This window comes from Vibrio sp. V30_P3S12P165 (assembly GCF_009904905.1).
Lineage (GTDB): Bacteria > Pseudomonadota > Gammaproteobacteria > Enterobacterales > Vibrionaceae > Vibrio > Vibrio fujianensis.
Genome location: NZ_WXWH01000018.1, coordinates 29,822 through 51,974 on the forward strand (window position 1 = coordinate 29,822; position 22,153 = coordinate 51,974).

20 protein-coding genes are annotated in these 22,153 nt (G+C 42.8%); 11 read left to right on the plus strand and 9 right to left on the minus strand.

The annotated features are described in order from the left end of the window. Nucleotides 1-88: 88 nt before the first annotated feature. From CAG57_RS04195 to xthA, 4 genes are all read left to right on the plus strand, one after another. A complete protein-coding gene (locus CAG57_RS04195) occupies nt 89-868 on the plus strand; it encodes a sulfite exporter TauE/SafE family protein (RefSeq protein ID WP_099612192.1) in 780 nt (259 codons plus the stop codon). Continuing rightward, nucleotides 865-1,437 carry a primosomal replication protein PriC gene (gene priC, locus CAG57_RS04200; protein ID WP_161428530.1) on the plus strand — a complete coding sequence of 191 codons (573 nt, stop codon included), beginning with the start codon at nt 865-867 and terminating at the stop codon, nt 1,435-1,437. Before CAG57_RS04195 ends, priC begins: the two co-directional genes overlap by 4 nt. Before the next feature lie 13 nt (nt 1,438-1,450). Then, nucleotides 1,451-1,624: a DUF2496 domain-containing protein gene (locus tag CAG57_RS04205; protein WP_161428531.1), complete on the plus strand. Its 174-nt coding sequence runs from the start codon at nt 1,451-1,453 to the stop codon at nt 1,622-1,624. A 100-nt stretch (nt 1,625-1,724) separates the two neighbouring features. Beyond that, nucleotides 1,725-2,540 (plus strand): exodeoxyribonuclease III, encoded by an 816-nt coding sequence (gene xthA / locus CAG57_RS04210; protein ID WP_161428532.1) that lies wholly within the window; start codon nt 1,725-1,727, stop codon nt 2,538-2,540. Nucleotides 2,541-2,644: 104 nt separating this feature from the next. On the opposite strand, the gene CAG57_RS04215 is transcribed toward xthA, so the two are convergent. From CAG57_RS04215 to CAG57_RS04230, 4 genes are all read right to left on the minus strand, one after another. Further along, nucleotides 2,645-3,322 carry an ABC transporter permease gene (locus CAG57_RS04215; protein ID WP_099612188.1) on the minus strand — a complete coding sequence of 226 codons (678 nt, stop codon included), beginning with the start codon at nt 3,320-3,322 and terminating at the stop codon, nt 2,645-2,647. After that, nucleotides 3,322-4,065 (minus strand): ABC transporter permease, encoded by a 744-nt coding sequence (locus CAG57_RS04220; protein ID WP_161428533.1) that lies wholly within the window; start codon nt 4,063-4,065, stop codon nt 3,322-3,324. Before CAG57_RS04220 ends, CAG57_RS04215 begins: the two co-directional genes overlap by 1 nt. Nucleotides 4,066-4,180: 115 nt before the next feature. Next, on the minus strand, nt 4,181-4,957 hold the full coding sequence (locus CAG57_RS04225) for an ABC transporter substrate-binding protein (protein WP_161428534.1): 777 nt from the start codon (nt 4,955-4,957) through the stop codon (nt 4,181-4,183). Between the two features lie 130 nt (nt 4,958-5,087). Then, nucleotides 5,088-5,858, minus strand: coding sequence for an ABC transporter ATP-binding protein (locus CAG57_RS04230; RefSeq protein ID WP_161428535.1), 771 nt, complete (start codon nt 5,856-5,858; stop codon nt 5,088-5,090). A 601-nt stretch (nt 5,859-6,459) separates the two neighbouring features. Between CAG57_RS04230 and CAG57_RS04235 the strand changes: the two genes are divergently transcribed. The 4 genes from CAG57_RS04235 to CAG57_RS04250 all read left to right on the plus strand — a co-directional run bounded on the left by CAG57_RS04235 (nt 6,460) and on the right by CAG57_RS04250 (nt 12,333). Beyond that, nucleotides 6,460-8,004, plus strand: coding sequence for a DUF3360 family protein (locus tag CAG57_RS04235; protein WP_161430678.1), 1,545 nt, complete (start codon nt 6,460-6,462; stop codon nt 8,002-8,004). A gap of 331 nt (nt 8,005-8,335) precedes the next feature. Next, nucleotides 8,336-10,612, plus strand: a complete 2,277-nt coding sequence (gene pflB, locus CAG57_RS04240) for a formate C-acetyltransferase (protein ID WP_099612186.1) — start codon at nt 8,336-8,338, stop codon at nt 10,610-10,612. Nucleotides 10,613-10,848: 236 nt separating this feature from the next. Further along, nucleotides 10,849-11,589 (plus strand): pyruvate formate lyase 1-activating protein, encoded by a 741-nt coding sequence (gene pflA / locus CAG57_RS04245; RefSeq protein WP_161433798.1) that lies wholly within the window; start codon nt 10,849-10,851, stop codon nt 11,587-11,589. 243 nt (nt 11,590-11,832) lie between these two features. Beyond that, nucleotides 11,833-12,333, plus strand: coding sequence for a YfbU family protein (locus tag CAG57_RS04250; protein ID WP_099612184.1), 501 nt, complete (start codon nt 11,833-11,835; stop codon nt 12,331-12,333). Between the two features lie 52 nt (nt 12,334-12,385). On the opposite strand, the gene CAG57_RS04255 is transcribed toward CAG57_RS04250, so the two are convergent. Then, entirely contained in the window at nt 12,386-13,141 is a 756-nt protein-coding gene (locus CAG57_RS04255; RefSeq protein WP_161426899.1) for a MipA/OmpV family protein, read from the minus strand. Nucleotides 13,142-13,474: 333 nt separating this feature from the next. On the opposite strand from CAG57_RS04255, the gene CAG57_RS04260 reads away from it, so the two are divergent. From CAG57_RS04260 to CAG57_RS04270, 3 genes are all read left to right on the plus strand, one after another. After that, nucleotides 13,475-15,409 carry a PrkA family serine protein kinase gene (locus tag CAG57_RS04260; RefSeq protein ID WP_099612182.1) on the plus strand — a complete coding sequence of 645 codons (1,935 nt, stop codon included), beginning with the start codon at nt 13,475-13,477 and terminating at the stop codon, nt 15,407-15,409. A 116-nt stretch (nt 15,410-15,525) separates the two neighbouring features. Beyond that, nucleotides 15,526-16,797, plus strand: coding sequence for a YeaH/YhbH family protein (locus CAG57_RS04265; protein ID WP_099612181.1), 1,272 nt, complete (start codon nt 15,526-15,528; stop codon nt 16,795-16,797). A gap of 11 nt (nt 16,798-16,808) precedes the next feature. After that, complete coding sequence (locus tag CAG57_RS04270; protein WP_099612180.1) at nt 16,809-18,347, plus strand: SpoVR family protein; 1,539 nt, start codon at nt 16,809-16,811, stop codon at nt 18,345-18,347. A 129-nt stretch (nt 18,348-18,476) separates the two neighbouring features. Here the strand turns inward: CAG57_RS04270 and kdsB are convergent, their stop codons facing one another. From kdsB to msbA, 4 genes are read right to left on the minus strand one after another with little or no spacing between them, the layout of a single operon-like run. After that, the gene (kdsB, locus tag CAG57_RS04275; protein ID WP_161426897.1) at nt 18,477-19,229 is read right to left on the minus strand and encodes a 3-deoxy-manno-octulosonate cytidylyltransferase; all 753 of its coding nucleotides are present in this window, start codon (nt 19,227-19,229) and stop codon (nt 18,477-18,479) included. After that, a complete protein-coding gene (locus CAG57_RS04280) occupies nt 19,229-19,408 on the minus strand; it encodes a Trm112 family protein (RefSeq protein WP_099612178.1) in 180 nt (59 codons plus the stop codon). Before CAG57_RS04280 ends, kdsB begins: the two co-directional genes overlap by 1 nt. Further along, entirely contained in the window at nt 19,389-20,396 is a 1,008-nt protein-coding gene (gene lpxK, locus CAG57_RS04285; RefSeq protein WP_099612177.1) for a tetraacyldisaccharide 4'-kinase, read from the minus strand. The genes CAG57_RS04280 and lpxK overlap by 20 nt, the downstream gene beginning before the upstream one ends. Before the next feature lie 3 nt (nt 20,397-20,399). Beyond that, entirely contained in the window at nt 20,400-22,148 is a 1,749-nt protein-coding gene (gene msbA / locus CAG57_RS04290; protein WP_099612176.1) for a lipid A ABC transporter ATP-binding protein/permease MsbA, read from the minus strand. Nucleotides 22,149-22,153: the final 5 nt, after the last annotated feature.

Genomic DNA, 22,153 nt, shown 5'->3' on the forward strand with positions numbered 1-22,153 from the left:
TACCATAGAGGCTGAAAACCGCTTAAGTGGCTAGCGACCGTGATGCGTTGCGATCCGTTTTACCGTTATGATTAGGACCGAACCATTCATGGAACTTGTTGAACCAACCACGTTTTTTATTCTTGCGATCGTTGCCTTTGTCGCTGGATTTATTGATGCTGTTGCTGGCGGAGGCGGAATGCTGACCGTACCAACACTTCTCTCCTTAGGGTTACCACCTCATATTGCGCTTGGCACTAATAAGCTAGCCGCAACCTTTGCCTCTTCTACGGCGGCGGTGACTTACTATCGTAAAGCTCTATTTACACCCCGTTTTTGGAAAAGAACGTTTATTGCGACTTTTATTGGTGCGGTGATCGGCACCTATGCTGTGGATGCCATCAGTACCGAGTGGTTACAAAAGGTCTTACCGCTGATCATCTTGGCCGCGGCTATTTATACCATATGGCACAAAACACCCCACACTAGCGACACTCATTTGCCTGACACCTGTACGCGAACGCACCGAAAACAGTATACGCAAGGCTTTATCCTTGGATTTTATGATGGCTTAGCCGGCCCAGGAACGGGCGCATTTTGGACCGTCAGCTCAATGGCGTTATATCGTCTCAATATTTTACTTGCTTCTGGCTTAGGTAAGGCCATGAACTTTACCAGTAATTTTACCTCATTGATAACCTTTGCTATTTTGGGTCATATCGACTGGATACTGGGACTAACCATGGGGATGTGTCTCATGGTCGGCGCTTTTGTCGGTGCTCATTCAGCGATCCGCTTTGGTGGGAAATTCATTCGCCCTGTCTTTGTGTTCGTCGTTAGTGTGTTAGCGGTTAAGTTAGCCTATGACGCTTGGTTTATTGGACTATGAAGCAACGTTTGTCTCAACTGATGGCACAACTTGAGCAGTGGAATCAGCAAGCTCAGATCATCGATCAACAGGAAAACATCGACAGCCAAGCTTGGTTTGACCCTCACTTATTTAACGCAGATCGTCGTCAACTTGCCGCTTGCGTTCAAGAAACACAACAAAACTTAACCAGACTGCAGCACTTGACTCAAACCAAAATGTCGACCACCAACACCAACCAGATAGCGCACCTTACCGAGCATTTATTTGCTCAAATAGAAGCGCTACATCGGGTCATCACTCATGGGTTAGATACGCTATATGCTGAGTCGAAGAGATTTAAAATGGGTGATGATTTCACTGATCCGCTCTCCAAGGAAGCGCTCCAGCACCAATTCGTCAAGCACCAAGAATGGGAGCAACGACTGCGACAATTAGTCCTGAATAAACAGTATGAATTTGACCATGCGCCAGCTCGTTATCATACTTCAAGATTACAAGCCTTAACGGTTGCAAAACAGCGATTGATCCGCTGTCAGCAAGCAAAAGCGGCTATCGAAGCCCAGCTTCTTATTGATCCCCGTAACTAAGAGTATTTGATCCATGAACCATCCTCCACTCAGTGATGCCCCTGATGAAGTGAAATTAGCGGTTGATCTTATTTATCTACTCGAATCGAATCAAGTTGACTTAACGGTTGCTCTTAAGGCGATTGAGCTAGTTAAACAAGATTTGGAAACTCAGTTGGCACAATCGGTGTCCCCTCCTCAGTCATAACTCGACCCCATCATAGGTTGTCTCAAGCAGTTAAATACGTACTATAGACAGCATAAAAAAATACAGCCGGTGAATAACAACGCGTCAAAAGGGATAAGAAATGAAAGTAATTAGCTTTAATATCAATGGATTAAGAGCAAGACTCCATCAACTTCAAGCCATAATTGATAAACATCAACCCGATATCATCGGTCTACAGGAAATCAAAGTCCATAATGAGGCCTTTCCGATTGAGGATGTTAAAGCTATGGGTTATCACGTTTATTTTCATGGGCAAAAAGCCCACTATGGCGTTGCTCTGCTCTGTAAACATCAGCCGATCAAAGTGATGAAAGGTTTCCCAACCGATACTGATGACCATCAAAAACGGATGATTATGGCCACTTTTTTGGATGACCAAGAAAAGCCATTCACCGTATTAAATGGTTATTTCCCCCAAGGAGATAATATCGCCCATGAGACCAAGTTTCCTTATAAGCGTCAGTTTTACCGCGATTTAATGCATTATTTAACCGAATCTCATACTCCAGATGAACAGCTTATTGTGATGGGAGATATCAACATCAGCCCTCTCGACTTAGATATCGGTATCGGTGAAGCCAACCGTAAACGCTGGTTGAAAACGGGTAAGTGCTCTTTCCAACCCGAGGAACGCGAATGGTTAGCACGCTTGCTCAACTGGGGGTTTGAAGACACGTTTCGTCAGCTGCATCCTACCGTTGAAAATCAATTTTCTTGGTTTGACTATCGTTCACGAGGGTTTGATGATAACCGCGGGCTAAGAATTGATGTCATTTTAGCCACGCCCAGCCTAGCGGCTAAATGTGTTGATGCGGGAATTGATTATCCTTTAAGGGCGATAGAAAAACCTTCCGATCATGCGCCTATTTGGGCGACGTTTGCATCAAACAATTAATCGAATATAACTAGGGTCTGTTTATCTTTCGCGGTTAAATTTTGTTCGAGATAAACAGACCCTAAACTTGTGCCCAAAGCTGAGACCAAGCAGGGCACAAGGTGTTATTGCCGTGGTGCTAAATAAGCCAAATAACGTTTTTCCGCTTGTTTAAAGCAAGCAATCACGATGAAGGTTAACCCCATATAAAATAACCCCGCAGTTAAAAACGATTCAAATGGCGCATAGTGCCGAGAGTTCACCAATCTCGCCACTCCCGTTAAATCCATAATGGTTACGATCCCTGCTACCGCGCTACCGTGTATCATAAAAATCACTTCGTTACTGTACGCAGGCAAAGCACGACGCATAGCGCTAGGTAAAATAATCCGCCGATAGGTTAACCACGGTGTCATTCCATAAGCCTTGGCCGCTTCTAACTCTCCTTTATCCAAACCGTTAATCGCCCCACGAACAATCTCTGCGGTATAGGCTGATGTATTGAAGATAAAAGCAACGAGTGCACAAAACCATGCATGCTCCCACCATGTATCTTTCACTGGAAAAAATTGATCCATCCCATAATAAATTAGGTACAGCTGAACGAGTAACGGTGTCCCTCGGAAAAAATAGATATATCCCCAAGCCGGAATCCAAACCAGTGGGTGTTGATGATTACGAGCAATCGCAAGAGGAATTGCCACCGCTAAGCCAATGATCAGAGATAACCCAACCAACCACGTTGTGATCCATAATCCACTAAAATAAAGTGGCAAACTGGCAACGATCACTGAAAAATCCATCACGACCTCGTATGCATGCTGAATTTACGTTCAACTAATTTCAGTAAACCAGTCGATACGCTGGTAAAAAATAAGAAAATCAAAGCAACGGTGAGATAAAAAGTAAAAGGCATTTTGGTTGAACCGGCAGCCATCGCACTCACCCGAACCATGTCTTCTAATCCAATAATAGAAACTAAGGCTGTCGTTTTTAATAAGACTAACCAATTGTTGCCAAACCCTGGCAGGGCATGACGAATCATCTGAGGCAGCAATATTCGTCGAAACACTAAAAATCCGCTCATTCCATAAGCTTTTGCTGCTTCTAACTCCCCTTTATCGACTGCCATAATCGCGCCGCGGAACGTTTCAGCCATATAAGCACCAAATATGAAGCCGATGGTTAACACCCCGGCAATAAATGGGCTAACATCAATGTAATCAGGGAGATAAGAAGTCCATTGGTGGTTAGGATAAAAATAAGCCAAACCGCTATTTAGCCATTCATTGAGCGAATATAAACTGTGATTCAGGAGAATTTGCCCCCCAAAAAAGATCAACATCATCAGGACTAAATCAGGGATACCACGAATGATGGTGGTATAGAGGGTCGCAATGGCCCTTGCCCAGCGAAAAGGAGCCAATTTAGCCAGAGCCCCTAACATCCCGAGTAGTATGGCAAATAGCAGCGATAATAAAGCCACTTCAATCGTCAGCAGCGCGCCTTTTAAAATCGCTACTTCGTATCCCTGTAGATTAAGCAAGCATAAACCCTCTTTCTAGGCCCTGGGAGGTTGGATACCGTGTTCAACGAGTAACCAACCTCCTAGCTTAGCCTCTAGCCAAAACATTCCCGTAGTAGATAGCCAGCAATATCACTCAATCACCATAAACATCATAGCTAAAATACTGCGCTGCTATTTTTTGATAAATGCCTTGCTCACGTAAAGATACAATGGCTTGATTGAGTCGCTTCGTTAAGTCTTTATCCTGTTTACGAACCGCAATGCCAAATCCTTCTCCAAACCACTGTGGATCCGTTAATGAAGGGCCAACAAATTCATAAGCCTCTCCTCCCACTTTATTCAAGACCCCTTCTTCTAACGCAGACGCATCACCTAACACAGCGGAAATACGCCCATTCGCTAAGTCAAGATAGGCCTCGTCAAACGAACCATAACGTACAATATTGATCGACTTACCATAGTTATCGGTCAAATATTTATCGTGAGTTGTTGCTCGCTGCACACCTATTTTTACGTCTTTCAAACCTTGCGGGCTAAAATCCAATTCGGCTCCTTTTTTAGCAATAAATCGATTAGGGATCAGTGCATATTTGTGCGTAAAATCAATTCGTTTTTTACGCTCTTCGGTAATCGACATCGCAGCAATAATCGCATCATATTTCCGTGCCAGTAGCGAAGGGATAATGCCATCCCAATCTTGTGGAACGATGCGACATTCCACTTGCATTTCTTGACAGAGAGCATTAGCCATATCCACATCAAAACCACGTAATGATCCATCCGCTTCTGTCCAACTAAAAGGAGGATAAGCGCCTTCGATGCCAAAGCGAACAACTTTCCACTCTTTTGCTTGGGCCAGCCCAGAAATGGCCGTTGCTGCCACTGCCGCCATTAATAACCACTTTTTCATATCCATACTCCTGTGATTGTTTTACTGTCTTTATTATCCATAAATATCGTCGAAATAGATGGGTGTTTATGCCCGTGTCGCTTGAAGTGACACTCGTATTAACTCGGTAGGTAACTAGGGTTTGTTGACCCTAATAAATTGATGAAATAAACTGCTTCAGCCGCTCTGACTCAGGGTAGATGAATAATTTTTCAGGCTCCCCTTGCTCTTCAACGATCCCTTGGTGTAAAAACATGACATGGCTAGAAACATCACGAGCGAATGCCATTTCATGGGTGACAACCAACATGGTTCTTCCCTCTTGAGCAAGATCTTTCATCACGCCTAAGACCTCACCCACTAATTCAGGGTCGAGCGCAGACGTAGGTTCATCAAACAATAAAACCTCAGGTTCAACCGCTAATGCACGAGCAATCGCAGCTCGTTGCTGCTGCCCTCCTGATAGGTGTCCGGGGTAATAATCTCGGCGTTCATAAAGCCCCACTTTTTTTAACAAAGCTTCAGCATTCGCGATGGCTTGATCCTTAGCAATATTGAGAACATGCACAGGTGCTTCAATCACATTTTCTAGCACTGTCATATGGGACCAAAGATTAAACCCCTGAAAAACCATCGCTAAACGTGAACGAATACGCTGAACCTGTTTATCGCTCACCGGCCTAATGTCACCTTGGCGAGTCATTTTCATTTCAATCAGTTCATTGTTAACCCAAATTTCACCAGATGTTGGCGTTTCGAGTAAATTAATACAACGTAGGAAGGTACTTTTCCCTGAGCCGGAAGAGCCAATGATCGAAATAACATCCCCTTTATTTGCCTGTAGTGAAATTCCTTTGAGCACTTCATTTTGAGCAAATGTTTTATGCAAGTTTTTGATGTCCAGCGCGGGTAGATCGGTCATGCGCTTTAACTCCCTGTATTGATTCACGTCAAGCAATCCAGCTTGATTTTTCTACAAATTAGCACTCAACCCTAACACGTGCAACATGTTATTAACCCTCTAAATAAAAATATCTAATCATTACACATGAATATTAATTCAACAAAAGCCCACTAAAGATCATATTTCTGGTCTTGCAACACACAAATAAACGACAAGATATGCAACACTTTAACAACAACACACATAGAATTTATATTGCAACGCGTTTCTTAAGTAACAATTGTTACACTCAAAAAACATCATCGACAGTTATCTATTTAGTTACAAATTGTAATATATGAAAGAAAATTTCATGAAATATCTTTCTATGTGGCTGATTTTTCTATGTTTCTGTAGTTTTATTTCATATTCATAATTAAAGTGATCAAGATCAATCACCCTATAGAATGAGCACGTTAAACTCGCTAACCAATAAAAGAGTAAATAATGCTCTATATTCATAATGTTGGTCGCTAGAAAATGCATAAGACTAATGATTATGCAACGAATACATTGTTGTGTTAGCAAGTTAAATAAAATTCAATAAAAATTTACTAACTTTTATCAATATGAGGAATCTATGTCAGACGTAGTCAATCAAGAGCGCTCAGACATCGAGACGAAAAGTTATCAAGAACTGCATCGTCCAGCATCTGAGTTTACCAGCCGCTCCGATTACTTAGATCATGAGTTGCAAATCATGAAGCCACGCCGCTTCGGGTTAAACCTTCCCGGGCGAGACTTCCGTTTTGAGTTGGAAGACTTTGTTCCTGCACTTGCAGGAACGATTGGCATTATTGCCATGTACTCTGCCGTCAGTATGTCGTGGGCGGAAGGGTTAACTCAAACTTGGGATCACATTAATCTGGGGAAAGACTTCGCTATCGAAGTGGCGCGGGTGGAAATGTTATTCCCAGCTTTACTCTTCTGTGTTCTTGCCTCAGGTTTTTTTAATCCACGAGCTAACCTAGCAGGTAACCATGGCCCAATGATTCCACTCATCGGTACCATCGCGCTTGCCGGTGCCCACCCTCTTGCACTTGCCATTTTACTGGGTATCTTCGGGTTAATATTGAGCTATTTTAAAGGTGGCTCCAAATTGGTCAACCTGACCTCGGAGGGAACAGCCGGTGGTTTGCTTATTTTCCTCGGTTTTACCGGAACCATGAGCCAAATCACCTCTATACAAGAATGGGCAACCAGTTTACAGTCTGCAAATATTGCCGCCGGTGATATGGGCTATATCGGGCTCATTGTACTGGGCGTCAACATTGTGCTTTATGCCTTCCTTGCCAAAATTAATATGCGCTGGCTGGCCATTCCCGTTTGTGCCTTTACTGGATTACTGCTGGCATTAATTTTTGGTGCGGGTTTTGATCTAAAATTTGAAACACAAACAGGTTTGCCGAATCTTAACCCTATCTACTGGTGGGGAAGCACTGAACAAGGATGGATGCTTGGTTTGCCTACCCTTGAGCACTTCATCGCCTCTTTACCTTTCGCTATTCTTGCCGTAGCTATGTGGTCACCTGATTTCTTAGGCCATCGTATTTTCCAAGAACTCAACTACCCTCGTAAAACGGAAAAAGTATTGATGGATGTGGATGACACAATGACGATGTGTTCAATCCGACAAATGGTTGGCACTGCCTTAGGCGGCGGTAATATCACTTCATCTTGGGGTACCTATATGATCCCAGCTGCGATTGCAAAACGTCCTATTCCTGGTGGCGCGATCATTCTTGGTTGTTTAGTGATGACTATCGCTATCTTAGGCTTCCCAATGGATGTTGCGGTGTGGCCTCCAGTTATGCGTGTTGCTCTACTTGTTGGGGTATTCCTTCCTTTACTAGAAGCGGGGATGCAAATGGTCAGAGACACAAAAGATTCGCAAGCAGCGGGGATTTGTATCTTTGGTTCTGCGGTTGTCAACCCTGTATTAGCTTGGGCATTAACGATGTTGCTGGACAATAACGGTCTGATTGGCGATAAATCACGTGCAGAGAAACTTTCCTTCGTCGATAAGATAATCATCCCAGGTGGTGTACTGATTATTTGTTTAATCGCCATGTTAGCGGTCGGCATGCTGGATGGTCAGTACGGGATTAAAGCTTGGCTACATTAAGCCATCGCATTGACAGAGTGAACAAGATCGGGAAACCTGTCTATACTCACTAAATATAAAGGATAGCAATTTGGGTAGTGTGAAGACACTACCCAAACTTTATCTATATTTTTTAAGTTTTATTGATTTAGTTTAAGGTTTACGATTTTTTTTTAGCTTAAATTGGCTATCAACAGGAACCAATGACAATATTTATATTCAAACTAATGTGTATGTCGATTCGACTATAGATATTGTTATTCATAGAGTGTACTGCCTCTTGTGTGATGCAAGATAGCTGGCTCAACGGCGAAACAGTACGTGTTTTTTCTACTAAAAAGGTAGGTATGTCATGGCAGAGCAATTTGCTAAAGCTTGGGAAGGTTTTGTTGCAGGTGACTGGCAAAACGAAGTCAATGTTCGTGATTTTATTCAAAAGAACTACACACCGTATGAAGGTGACGAATCTTTCCTAGTTTCTGAAGGTACTGAAGCAACCAAAAAGCTTTGGGAAAAAGTAATGGAAGGAATCAAACAAGAGAACTCAACACATGCTCCTGTTGATTTCGACACTTCTGTTATTTCTACCATCACTGCTCACGATGCGGGCTACATCGAAAAAGACCTAGAAAAAATCGTCGGTCTTCAAACTGAAAAACCTTTAAAACGTGCTCTTATCCCTAACGGTGGTATCCGTATGATCGAGAGTTCGTGCAAGGCTTATGATCGTGAACTCGATCCTGAAGTAAAAAAAATCTACACCGAATACCGTAAAACACACAACCAAGGTGTATTTGATATTTATACACCAGAAATTTTGGCTTGTCGTAAATCAGGTGTTCTGACTGGTCTTCCTGATGCATATGGCCGTGGCCGTATCATTGGTGATTACCGTCGTATCGCTCTATACGGTATTGACTACCTAATGAAAGATAAATTCGCTCAATTCACTTCTCTACAAGAGAAATTTGAAAATGGCGAAGATCTTCACATGACCATGCAACTTCGTGAAGAAATTGCCGAGCAACATCGTGCTCTAGGCCAAATGAAAAAAATGGCTGAAAAATATGGTTGTGACATCGGTCGTCCAGCAGAAACAGCTCAAGAAGCTATCCAATGGACTTACTTTGGCTACCTAGCTGCCGTTAAGTCTCAAAACGGTGCTGCAATGTCTCTTGGCCGTACTTCTACTTTCCTTGATGTGTATATTGAACGCGATATGAAAGCGGGCAAAATCACAGAAGAAGAAGCGCAAGAGATGATCGACCATTTCGTCATGAAACTACGTATGGTTCGCTTCTTACGTACACCAGAATATGATGAACTGTTCTCTGGCGACCCAATTTGGGCAACTGAATCTATGGGTGGTATGGGTCTTGACGGTCGTACTTTAGTTACACGTACCAACTTCCGCTTCCTCAATAGCTTATACACTATGGGGCCATCTCCAGAGCCAAACATCACAGTTCTATGGTCTGAACAGCTACCTGCTGGCTTCAAAAAATTCTGTGCTAAAGTGTCTATCGATACTTCATCTATTCAGTATGAAAACGATGACCTCATGCGTCCTGACTTTGAGTCTGACGACTATGCCATCGCATGTTGTGTATCCCCAATGATTGTGGGTAAACAAATGCAGTTCTTTGGCGCACGTGCAAACTTAGCAAAAACCATGCTTTACACCATCAACGGTGGTATGGATGAGAAGCTAAAAATGCAAGTTGGCCCTAAAATGCCTAAGATCACTGATGAAGTGCTTGACTACGCTGATGTGTGGGACAAGATGGATCACTTCATGGATTGGTTAGCAAAACAATACGTCACAGCATTGAACTCTATCCACTACATGCATGATAAATATAGCTATGAAGCGGCATTGATGGCTCTGCATGATCGTGACGTAAAACGTACTATGGCGTGCGGTATCGCAGGTCTATCTGTTGCTGCTGACTCTCTGTCTGCCATTAAATATGCCAAAGTAAAACCAATTCGTGATGAAGATGGTATTGCTGTCGACTTTGAAATCGAAGGTGATTATCCTAAATTTGGTAACAACGATCCTCGCGTGGATGACATCGCTTGTGAATTAGTTGAAGTCTTCATGAACAAAATCCGTTCACTGAAAACTTACCGCGATGCGATTCCAACCCAGTCAATTCTAACCATTACTTCAAACGTTGTTTATGGTAAGAAAACTGGTAATACACCAGATGGACGTCGCGCTGGTGCCCCATTTGCTCCTGGTGCAAACCCAATGCATGGCCGTGATGAAAAAGGTGCAGTGGCTTCATTGACCTCTGTCGGTAAACTTCCATTTGCTCATGCTAAAGATGGTATTTCTTATACTTTCTCTATCGTACCGAATGCACTTGGTAAAGATGAAGGTTCACAACGTGCTAACTTGGCTGGTCTAATGGATGGTTACTTCCACCATGAATCAGGCATTGAAGGCGGTCAGCACTTAAACGTGAACGTGCTTAATCGTGAAACGCTATTGGATGCGGTTAAACACCCAGAGAAATATCCACAATTGACTATTCGTGTATCAGGTTACGCCGTTCGTTTTAACTCTTTAACTGCTGAGCAGCAACAAGACGTTATCGCACGTACGTTCACTGAATCACTATAATCACTTAGTCGTTATTATTGACATCAAACCTCGCTCTTTGAGCGAGGTTTTTTTACTTGTGAACAACGTAAAATAGATGCGTTACTTTTATCTTGAGCGGTGAGATCTTGTTCCCGTGAAACGAGTTTTAAGCACAACGAAAGGTTTGACGAAGCAACTGTACCGCTACAAACCCCTATTTAATCCTCACCTTTTGTAATAAAATAACAATTAAATACAGTAAATGAGAGCAGCTTATGTCTACTATTGGTCGTATCCATTCATTTGAGTCTTGCGGTACTGTCGATGGCCCAGGTATTCGATTCATTATATTTTTACAAGGTTGCTTATTTCGTTGTAAGTATTGCCATAATAGAGATACATGGGATACCCATTCTGGTAAGGAAGTCTCCGTAGAAGAAATTATTGCTGAAGCCAAATCTTACCGACATTTTATGAATGCTTCTGGAGGAGGTGTCACCTGCTCCGGTGGTGAATCCATGTTACAACCAGAGTTTGTCCGTGACTTTTTTAGAGCAGCAAAAGCAGAAGGTATTCATACCTGTTTAGATACCAATGGCTATATTCGTAAATATACACCTGTCATTGATGAAGTTTTGGATGTGACCGATCTCGTTATGTTAGATATCAAACAAATAAAAGATGATGTTCATCAAGATCTGATTGGCGTTTCCAACAAACGCACCTTAGATTTTGCACGTTATCTGCATAAAATAGGCAAGGCTACTTGGATCCGCTACGTCGTGGTTCCCGGTTATACTGATGATGAAGAATCCGCTCATCTACTTGGTCAGTTTATTCAAGAAATGGATAATATTGAAAAAATAGAGCTTCTTCCTTATCACAAATTAGGTGCCCATAAATGGGAAGCGATGGGAGAAACCTATCCCCTAGAAGGGGTAAACCCACCCAGTAAAGAAACCATGGATAAGATTGTTTCGGTATTGAAGCAGTACCATTCAAACGTCAAATACTAAGCTTTAACCATAAAAACACCGGGATATTCCTGGTGTTTTTTTGTTCACTCTCATCGTCTTACCAACCCGAAAATGACCATCTCTACAGGTCAATCCAAACGGTTCTTGGCGCTCTATTCTAATAACGTCGATATTTTATTCTTTTAACATTAAATCTGTGTTGAGATCATGTTTCAAAAACATCGATTGCTGTTAACCTTATCTTAAGCAAATTGACCAATATTAAGTATAATGAGGCCAGCCATGGAAATGACTAATGCACAGCGTCTAATTCTATCAAACCAATATGTTTTAATGTCTCAACTCGACCCGACCAATGCCGATAAATATAAGCGTTTACAAACGATCATTGAGCGTGGTTACGAACTACAGATGTGTGAGTTAAACAAAGAGTTTGGATGCTTATCTGAAGCCGAATGTCGCGAAGTGATCGACGTAATGGAGATGTATCATGCGATGCAAGAATCTTATAAAATGCTTGATGACAGCCATCGCCAACATCTTGATGCTCGCCGCTTAAATTTTCTTGGTTATGATATTGCTTCTGAAGCACAATTAGTCAACTATGTCCGTTTTCTAGTGAGCACAGAAAAACTTTACCCGCAATTTGAGCCGAATGAACACCAATTTAACAGCCAAATTCCTATGCAAGATAAATATCGTCGCATGCTAGTAACATGGAGAAATTGCCCAAGACAATACCATTTATCGGCCAATGAACTAATGCAAATCATCAAAGCTTAATGCATCACCAACAGAACAGGGAAGCGATATCGCTTCCCTTTCGTTTTGAGTTCTAAAATAAGTAAACGATACCGATTGTGCCCATCGTGCCGGCATCACGTCCTACAACGGGGCTTTCGGAAATCCCCCCCGCTAAGTTGGTGTAACGAACGCCGCCAGAAATACGTATATTATGCGCTACCGCCCAATAAGCGCTCGCGCCAACAAAGTATTGCCCTTCCCAATTGGCATCGTATTTCTCTAATCCACTGCGAACAGCTTCTTGTGCTGATACACCATATAAATGGTTATTGAGGTTGTCAGAGTTATAAGCATACCCAATAGCAGGGGTAATCCCCCAACCTTTAAAACGCAGCGGAAAACGCCAAGCTAACTCACCATAAACACCGTTGTGCCTGCCGGCAATATCTGAGCCAATACTCGCTTCCCACATCCCGAGCATCGTGTATAGCTGGTAGCTTACTCCACCTAAAACCGTCGCTTTACGTTTATCGAGTAAACGTATTTGCGGATCATCGGAATCAGAAGGCTTAAGCGTTCTAGGATCAAAAGCAACGCGAAAGACAATATTTTGCGATGCTCCCCGCGGAAATAAACGATACCCAGCATCAAAACCGCGAAGAAAAATATGCTCACCTTCATAGCCAATGACTGGGATCACGGTTCGATTCGATGGCGTATCTTTATAAACGGCAGGAGAATAAGCCGCCGCTAATCCTAATGACCACTGAGACACTTCTGCATTCACTGCCGAAGAAATGAGCAGAAAAGAAAAAAACCATCGTCGTTTAATCCTTAAATAACGCATATTCACCCTACATTCTGTATCGATAACAAACAATAGGATAATCATAGAGCCTGAAATCTATTGATACAATCTTTGTTACACCCAAACAACTTACCGGTTCAAGTTAGTCGTCATTAAATGAATGCCCCCTGAGCATCGCCCATCATTTTCACTACAAAATTCATATTTCAGTTTTTTTAATGGGAAATACACCAGCCAAATTTCATCCCCAATTTTAAATAAACACATAATCTTTAAGCAAAATCGCTAAACTCGATCTAGGCTTAACATGTTAGGGAGTTATGTTTTTCAGCGGTTATATGTCCGATAAGACATTTAAAGAGGGGATGCACAATGAGTATTTTTGACCACTTTCAGGCCCGCTATGAAGCAGCCAAGGATGAAGAACTGTCCATACAAGCCTTTTTAGATCTATGCAAAGATGACAAAAGTGCTTATGCAAATGCCGCTGAGCGTCTACTACTGGCGATCGGCAAACCTGAACTCATCGACACCTCTAAGGATCCTCGGTTGAGTCGGCTTTTTTCTAATCGAGTAATATCTCGCTATCAGCCCTTTGCCGAGTTTTATGGCATGGAAGAAGCGATTGAACAGATAGTTTCTTATCTAAAACACGCCGCTCAAGGGCTAGAAGAACGTAAACAGATTCTATATCTACTTGGCCCTGTTGGTGGGGGAAAATCGTCGTTAGCTGAAAAGCTCAAAGCCTTGATGCAACAAATGCCTATTTATGTTCTTTCTGCTAATGGCCAACGTAGCCCAGTGAATGATCACCCATTTTGCCTGTTTGATGTGACTGAAGACGGCGATCTTCTTAAACGTGAATATGGCATAGAAAAACGTTATTTACGCTCGATTATGTCTCCGTGGGCCGCCAAGCGATTACATGAATTTGGAGGCGATATTACCCAATTTAAAGTGGTGAAGGTGCGTCCTTCTATTCTAGACCAAATCGCGATCGCAAAAACCGAACCTGGTGATGAAAATAATCAAGACATTTCCTCTCTGGTAGGAAAAGTCGACATTCGTAAACTGGAGCACTATTCCCAAGATGATCCAGATGCTTATAGCTATTCTGGTGCTTTATGTCGGGCAAACCAAGGGTTGATGGAATTCGTCGAAATGTTTAAAGCGCCCATCAAAGTGTTACACCCACTGCTCACCGCAACTCAAGAAGGAAACTACAACGGTACAGAGGGCTTATCAGCCCTGCCCTTTGATGGCATGATCCTCGCTCACTCCAATGAGTCAGAGTGGCAAACCTTTCGTAATAATAAAAATAATGAAGCTTTCTTGGATCGAGTGTATATCGTCAAAGTGCCTTATTGTTTACGAGTTTCAGAAGAAATTAAAATTTATGAAAAACTACTTGAACACAGTGAACTATGCCAAGCACCTCGTGCACCAAGTACGTTAGAGTTACTTGCACAATTTAGTGTGCTATCGCGGCTAAAAGTGCCAGAAAATTCATCGATCTTCTCAAAAATGCGTGTCTACGATGGTGAAACGCTAAAAGATACTGATCCGAAAGCCAAAAGTTACCAAGAATACCGAGACTACGCTGGAGTTGATGAAGGCATGTCAGGCCTTTCAACACGTTTTGCATTTAAAATTTTATCGCGCGTATTTAACTTCGATCAAGCAGAGGTCGCCGCAAATCCCGTTCATTTATTCTACGTGATTGAGCAGCAAGTTGAACGAGAACAATTTCCACAAGAAACGGCCGATCGTTACCTTGAATTTATCAAGGGGTATCTGGTACCTCGCTATGTCGAATTTATTGGTAAAGAGATTCAAACCGCCTACCTAGAATCTTATTCTGAATATGGACAGAATATTTTTGATCGTTACGTCACTTATGCCGACTTCTGGATTCAAGATCAAGAGTATCGCGACCCAGAAACCGGTCAACTGTTTGATCGCTCAGCACTCAATGATGAATTGGAGAAAATCGAAAAAACCGCAGGAATCAGTAATCCTAAAGATTTCCGTAATGAAATTGTTAACTTTGTCTTGCGTGCACGAGCTAACAATAATGGCCAAAATCCTGTTTGGACAAGTTATGAAAAACTACGCACCGTAATCGAGAAAAAAATGTTCTCCAATACAGAGGAGCTGCTACCCGTTATCTCATTTAATGCAAAAACTTCTTCTGAAGATCAGAAGAAACACGACAACTTTGTCGCTCGGATGATGGAAAAAGGCTATACCGAGAAGCAAGTTAGACTACTCTCCGAGTGGTATTTACGGGTTCGCAAATCCTCTTAATTGTGCAAGTGGCTCATCAATCTGTGTTGTCCTATCAAGTCACTGACCGATGAGCCACCCCGCAAAGCGTATAAGCAATGCAAGCTTATAGGTTTGACGTTTACAGGGAGAATTTCATGGCGCAATTTATTGACAGAAGGTTGAACGGTAAAAATAAAAGTGCCGTCAATCGGCAGCGTTTTTTACGCCGTTATAAGGATCAAATTAAAGAGTCCGTCGCGGATGCTGTTAATCAACGATCGATCACCAATACTGAGTCTGGCGAAGATATTTCGATTCCACAACGCGATATTAAAGAGCCGATTTTCCATCAAGGGAAAGGCGGTTTAAAAGAACGAGTGCATCCGGGCAATGATCAGTTTATTCGTGGCGATAAAATAGAACGACCTAAAGGTGGTGGCCAAGGTGACGGTTCTGGTGAAGGAGATGCCAGTAAAGATGGTGAAGGCGAAGATGATTTCGTGTTCCAAATTTCAAAAGATGAATATTTGGATATTCTATTTGAAGACTTAGCGCTCCCTAACCTTGAAAAAACGCAGCTCAATAAAATTAAAGAGTGGAAAACACATCGCTCAGGCTTTCAAACCGCAGGCGTTCCGGCCAATATTGCTATTGTCCGTTCGTTACAACAATCTTTAGCTCGTCGAACGGCCATGACCGCCGGAAAACGCCGCTTAATGCAAGAGTTAGAAGACGAACTGGAAAAGATCCAGCTCGCGGAGCCAGCGCAATTATTAGTCGAAAAACAGCTTAAAGAAGAGATAGCCGAATTAAGACGTAAAATTGACAGTGTACCCTTTATTGATACCTTTGATTTACGTTTTAAAAACTATGAAAAACGCCCAGTTCCTTCTAGCCAAGCCGTAATGTTTTGCTTAATGGATGTTTCTGGTTCAATGGATCAAGCGACCAAAGACATCGCCAAACGTTTTTATGTGCTGCTTTATCTATTTCTTACTCGGACTTATGAAAATGTCGAGGTTGTTTTTATCCGCCATCATACCCAAGCCAAAGAGGTGGATGAACATGAATTTTTCTATTCACAAGAGACGGGAGGAACCATTGTTTCCAGCGCGCTAAAATTGATGCATGACATTGTTAAAGAGCGTTATCCACAAGGAGAATGGAATATTTACGCCGCACAAGCCTCAGATGGCGATAACTGGGCAGATGATTCACCTCGTTGTAAAGAACTACTCGCCAATCAATTACTTCCCGAATGTCAGTACTTTGCTTACATAGAGATAACCCGACGCTCTCACCAAACTTTATGGTATGAGTACGAAAAGCTGATCGATACCCATGACCACTTTGCGATGAAAAACATTCGCAATGTTGAAGATATATTCCCTGTGTTTAGGGAGCTATTCCATCAGGAAACGGCATAGGGGAAACCGATATGAATCATAAAAAATCCACAATCAGCGCCAATAAAAAGCGCTTACCCGATGGGCCTGATTGGACCTTTGAACTACTTGAACAGTATCATCAAGAAATCAAACGAGTTGCCCAATATTATCGGCTAGATACCTATCCTAATCAGATAGAAGTCATCACCTCGGAACAGATGATGGATGCCTATTCTAGTATTGGAATGCCGATCAATTATAATCATTGGTCATTTGGTAAAAAGTTTATCCAAACGGAACAAAACTACAAACATGGCCAGATGGGGCTAGCGTATGAGATTGTGATTAACTCCGATCCTTGTATTGCCTACTTGATGGAAGAAAATACGGTTACGATGCAAGCATTAGTCATGGCTCATGCTTGCTACGGACATAACTCTTTCTTTAAAGGTAACTACCTATTTCAAACATGGACAGATGCCAATTCGATCATTGACTACCTTTTATTTGCTAAAAACTATCTAGCCGAATGTGAAGAAAAATATGGTATTCATGAAGTTGAACAACTGCTCGATTCTTGTCATGCGCTCATGAACTATGGCGTTGATCGGTATAAACGCCCAGAAAAAATATCCATTGCGGAAGAAAAAGCACGCCAAGAAGAGCGTGAGGCGTACTTGCAATCTCAGGTGAACGCACTCTGGCGTACGGTACCGCAAAAAGTCAAGGAAACCGAATCTCAGGCCCGCTTCCCAAGTGAGCCTCAAGAAAATATTCTTTACTTTATTGAAAAACATGCGCCACTACTTGAGCCTTGGCAGCGAGAAATTGTACGGATTGTCCGCAAAATCAGCCAATACTTTTACCCACAGAAACAAACTCAAGTCATGAATGAAGGCTGGGCCACATTCTGGCACTACACCATTCTCAACCATCTCTATGATGAAGGTATCGTCTCTGATAAATTTATTCTTGAATTTTTACATAGCCATACCAGCGTTGTGGCACAACCAGCTTACAATAGCCCTTATTATAGTGGCATTAACCCTTACGCTTTAGGGTTTGCTATGTTTCGAGATATCAAACGCATTTGTGAAGAACCAACCGAAGAAGATAAATACTGGTTTCCTGAACTAGCGGGAAGTGATTGGTTAGACGCCGTTCACTTTGCAATGCGTAACTATAAAGACGAAAGCTTTATTAGCCAGTATCTATCACCGAAGTTAATCCGCGATTTTAAGCTGTTTGCTATTTGTGATGATGACCATAAAAATTTTATTGAAATTAGTGCGATTCATGATGAATTAGGTTACAAAAAAATTCGTGAAAAACTCGCCGCACAATACAACTTGAGTCATTTAGAACCCAACATTCAAGTGTATAATGTCGATGTACGAGGAGATCGTTCTATCACCTTGTTATACATTCCTCATGAGCGGATTCCTTTGGATCCAAGCTATCATGAAGTACTCAAACATATGCACCGCCTATGGGGATTTGATGTTAAGCTCGAGGAGTTGAAAGAAAGTGGTCGATATGAATTATTAGCAACTTGCCCGAAGAAAAATGACCACGAAAGTAAACACTGATGTGCGGCTCATCAGCCGATATGATGACCGAGGTAACAAAATAACGCTGTTCCCAATCACACCAAAGCGTCGTGAACGGGAATAGCGTTATGCAATTTCAGTAAGGTAGGGATACCTTAGCGTTCAATTTTAGCTCACAGCAATAATTCGGCGAACTGCTGCGAGATCTTCTGCTGTATCAACCCCAGCTGGTGGTGCCTCAAAAGCCACTGCGACGTGGATTTTTTCACCATACCAAAGCACTCTGAGTTGTTCCAAGCTTTCAATCTTTTCTAACATACTCGGCTGCCAACGGATATAAGTATTAATAAACCCGGCCCGATACGCATAAATACCAATGTGCCGCATCAAAGGTTGAATAACCCGTTTATCTGGTAAAGCGAAATTATCCCGATCCCAAGGGATCGCGGCTCGACTAAAATAAAGTGCGTATCCGTCTTGATCCGTGACGACCTTAACCGCATTGGGGTTAAAGATTTCATCTTGGCTATCAATCTCAACAGCGAGCGTTGCCATCGGTGCTTGGCTTGATGATAAGTTATCCGCCACTTGGCGAATAATACAAGGGGGGATCAAAGGTTCATCCCCTTGCACATTGACAATGATATGATCATGATCAATCCCCATTAAGGCCACCACTTCAGCGAGACGTTCGGTACCAGACTGGTGTTCAGCCGATGTCATACAAACCGTTCCACCGAAGTTTTGCACCGCTTGCTCAACTCGATGATCATCGGTAGCAACAATGACTCGCTCAGCCCCTGCTTGCTGCGCTTGTTCATAAACCCATTGAATCATTGGCTTACCACCAATATCAGCCAACGGCTTACCCGGTAAGCGGGTGGATTGATATCGCGCTGGGATCACCACTGTAAATGACATTAGCGCCCCTCTTCCATCTTCATTGTGCGCGCTTCGGGTTCCAGTAACACCGGAATCCCTTCTTTGATAGGATAAGCAAGACGATCAAATTTACAAATTAACTCTTGATTCTCTTTATCGTAAGTTAGTTTCCCTTTACAAACCGGACAAGCTACGATTTCAAGCAGACGATGATCCATACAGTTCCATAACCTCTTTAATTGTCTTCAAAATGCACTGTTCATGTTCAGAAACTATCTGGGCAGAAACCGGTAAATACCACCAGTTAGCCTCTGCAAACTCAGTACATTTAACGGCATCTTTTTCCGTCATTATTACGTTGTCGCCTTTCTTCGCTAACACTTTCAGTTGCGACTCATCAAAAGCCTGATGATCAGCAAATCCATGTGTCACGATAGGTTTGGCACCTAATGTTTGTAGCGTTTTAAAAAAACGTTCAGGATGACCAATCCCCGCCCACGCGACTAAATCGGTCAGTTGACTCACGTCTACTCGCTCCCCAGTCACAAGATTGACCGCCAAGCTGGGCGATAAAGTCATTCCGATCTCCCCAGTTTTGGCTTGCCCACCATTGGTAATAATAAAATCTACCTCTTGCAAACGTGAAACCGGCTCTCGGAGAGGGCCAAGCGGTATCAATTGCTGATTTCCAAAGCGCCGTACCCCATCAACAACAGCAAACTCGATCTCTCTCTCTAGTGCATAGTGTTGTAAACCATCATCGGTTACAATTACCTCAACCCCGAGCGCTAAAAGCGCTTTAACGGCATTTACTCGTACCGGATCCACAGCAACAGGAGCGTGAGTGCGCTGATAAATCAGCTTCGGCTCATCACCACAATGTGACGTAGGAGTCGACTCCGTCACTAATAATGGATAGACCGGTGCTTTTCCACCATAACCCCGAGAAACAACTCCCGCTCGATAACCCTGTCGCTGTAATGTTTCCACCAACCAAATGACGAAAGGTGTTTTACCATTGCCACCAGCGGTAATGTTTCCGACCACAAAAACGGGAACAGGTGCCTTATAACTTGCTTTTTTTCCTTGTTGAAAAGCACGCCGCCGCGCTGAACTGATGAGCTTGAACACTAAACTCAGCGGCCACAACAGTGGCCACAAAAGAAAGTAGCTTAGATGACGCTCAAACCAAAGTTTTTCAATCACGGATTAATCACCGAACTGGATACGATGAAGCTGGGCATACGCGCCATTTTTAGCGATCAATTCCGCATGTTTTCCGCGTTCAATGATTTCACCATCATCGACTACTAAAATTTCATCCGCTTTTTCTATCGTTGAAAGACGGTGAGCAATCACTAAGACTGTTTTATTTTTCTGTAGCTCATCTAACGCCGCTTGAATCGCTCGTTCAGACTCAGTATCCAAGGCCGATGTTGCTTCATCTAAGATGAGAACTGGCGCATCTCTGAGTAAAGCTCGAGCGATCGCCACTCGTTGCCGTTGACCACCGGAGAGGCTGGCACCGTTTTCACCGATCATGGTATCTAATCCATCCGGCATATGTTGAATAAAGTCCATCGCATGCGCGAGTCGTGCTGCCTCTTCTATTTGCTCTCTGGTGTACTGCCCCTCTGCTGCATAAGCAATATTATTCGCAATCGTGTCATTAAAGAGGTGAACGTTTTGTGAAACAAGAGCAAAATGTTGACGTAAATTCGCTAGGGTATAATCACGAATATCATGCTCATCAAGACAAATAGAGCCTGAATCGACATCATAGAAACGGGTAAATAAGTTAGCAATGGTTGACTTCCCAGAGCCTGAGCGCCCAACTAAAGCAACAGTTTTACCTTGTGGAATAGCAAAACTGATATGAGATAACGCTGGTTTCTCCTTACCTTGGTAGGTAAAAGTCACATCTTTCACGACAATATCACCACGAACTTTATCGGTTTCAAATTTACCGTGATCACGTTCTGTTTCCAGATCCATTAACGCAAACAAGGTTTGCGTTGCCGCCATACCACGCTGAAAATCCGACGTGACATTGGTTAATGCTTTTAACGGACGCATTAAGCCAAACATTGCAGAAAAAACCACCGTAAAGGTTCCTGGTGTTAAATCGGCGCGAATGGAGTCGACACTGGCTAAGAAAAGTACAGTCACCAAGGCTAATGAGGCAATCATCTGAATAACAGGGTCAGCAACGGCTTGCGCTGATACCAGCTTCATGGTTTGCTGACGCATCCGATTGCTAACATTATCAAAACGTTTGCGCTCGACCTCTTGTCCTCCATAGCTCAAGACGACTTTATGGCCTTTTAGCATCTGCTCCGCAGAAGAAGTGACATGCCCCATGGTCGTTTGCATATTTTTCGATATTTTGCGAAACCGCTTCGAAACAACACGGATACCTAATGCAACAATAGGCGCTACGACGATCAGCACCAACGATAATTGCCAACTGTTCCAAAACATTAAGGTTAATAGGCCAATAATACTGGCCCCTTCGCGAACAATACTGACCAGTGCCCGGCTAGTTGCTCCGGCAACTTGTTCTGAATCGTATGTAATTCGAGAGAGCAAGCCACCGGTAGATTCTCGGTCAAAGAAACTCACTGGCATATGCATGAATTGATGAAAAATGCGCCGACGCATCTGCATCACAACATTCCCCGAGACCCAACTCAAACAGTAAGCAGAAACAAAGCTGCTACAACCGCGAATAAACATCAAACCTAAAATAATAAAAGGCAATATTTGTAAGAAACTGGAATCGCTGCTGCCAAATCCTTCATCCAATAATGGTTTGAGCAAAGAGATCATGTAAGTATCAGACAGCGCGTTCATCACCAGCGCGATAACCGCTAAAACTAACCCCGCTTTGTAAAGACGGATGTAGGTCCAAAGGCGCTTGAAGGTTTGCCAGGTTGTTTCATCAGAATTGAGAGACATAGAGA

Bases quoted from the DNA above. Each gene is read 5' to 3' on its own strand.
- priC (WP_161428530.1), top strand. From the start codon at position 865: ATGAAGCAACGTTTGTCTCAACTGATGGCACAACTTGAGCAGTGGAAT.
- pflB (WP_099612186.1), top strand. From the start codon at position 8,336: ATGGCAGAGCAATTTGCTAAAGCTTGGGAAGGTTTTGTTGCAGGTGAC.
- msbA (WP_099612176.1), bottom strand. From the start codon at position 22,148: ATGTCTCTCAATTCTGATGAAACAACCTGGCAAACCTTCAAGCGCCTT.
- CAG57_RS04280 (WP_099612178.1), bottom strand. From the start codon at position 19,408: ATGGATCATCGTCTGCTTGAAATCGTAGCTTGTCCGGTTTGTAAAGGG.
- CAG57_RS04255 (WP_161426899.1), bottom strand. From the start codon at position 13,141: ATGCGTTATTTAAGGATTAAACGACGATGGTTTTTTTCTTTTCTGCTC.
- CAG57_RS04235 (WP_161430678.1), top strand. From the start codon at position 6,460: ATGTCAGACGTAGTCAATCAAGAGCGCTCAGACATCGAGACGAAAAGT.
- CAG57_RS04195 (WP_099612192.1), top strand. From the start codon at position 89: ATGGAACTTGTTGAACCAACCACGTTTTTTATTCTTGCGATCGTTGCC.
- CAG57_RS04260 (WP_099612182.1), top strand. From the start codon at position 13,475: ATGAGTATTTTTGACCACTTTCAGGCCCGCTATGAAGCAGCCAAGGAT.
- CAG57_RS04270 (WP_099612180.1), top strand. From the start codon at position 16,809: ATGAATCATAAAAAATCCACAATCAGCGCCAATAAAAAGCGCTTACCC.
- CAG57_RS04205 (WP_161428531.1), top strand. From the start codon at position 1,451: ATGAACCATCCTCCACTCAGTGATGCCCCTGATGAAGTGAAATTAGCG.
- CAG57_RS04250 (WP_099612184.1), top strand. From the start codon at position 11,833: ATGGAAATGACTAATGCACAGCGTCTAATTCTATCAAACCAATATGTT.
- CAG57_RS04230 (WP_161428535.1), bottom strand. From the start codon at position 5,858: ATGACCGATCTACCCGCGCTGGACATCAAAAACTTGCATAAAACATTT.
- pflA (WP_161433798.1), top strand. From the start codon at position 10,849: ATGTCTACTATTGGTCGTATCCATTCATTTGAGTCTTGCGGTACTGTC.
- kdsB (WP_161426897.1), bottom strand. From the start codon at position 19,229: ATGTCATTTACAGTGGTGATCCCAGCGCGATATCAATCCACCCGCTTA.
- CAG57_RS04265 (WP_099612181.1), top strand. From the start codon at position 15,526: ATGGCGCAATTTATTGACAGAAGGTTGAACGGTAAAAATAAAAGTGCC.
- xthA (WP_161428532.1), top strand. From the start codon at position 1,725: ATGAAAGTAATTAGCTTTAATATCAATGGATTAAGAGCAAGACTCCAT.
- CAG57_RS04225 (WP_161428534.1), bottom strand. From the start codon at position 4,957: ATGAAAAAGTGGTTATTAATGGCGGCAGTGGCAGCAACGGCCATTTCT.
- CAG57_RS04215 (WP_099612188.1), bottom strand. From the start codon at position 3,322: ATGGATTTTTCAGTGATCGTTGCCAGTTTGCCACTTTATTTTAGTGGA.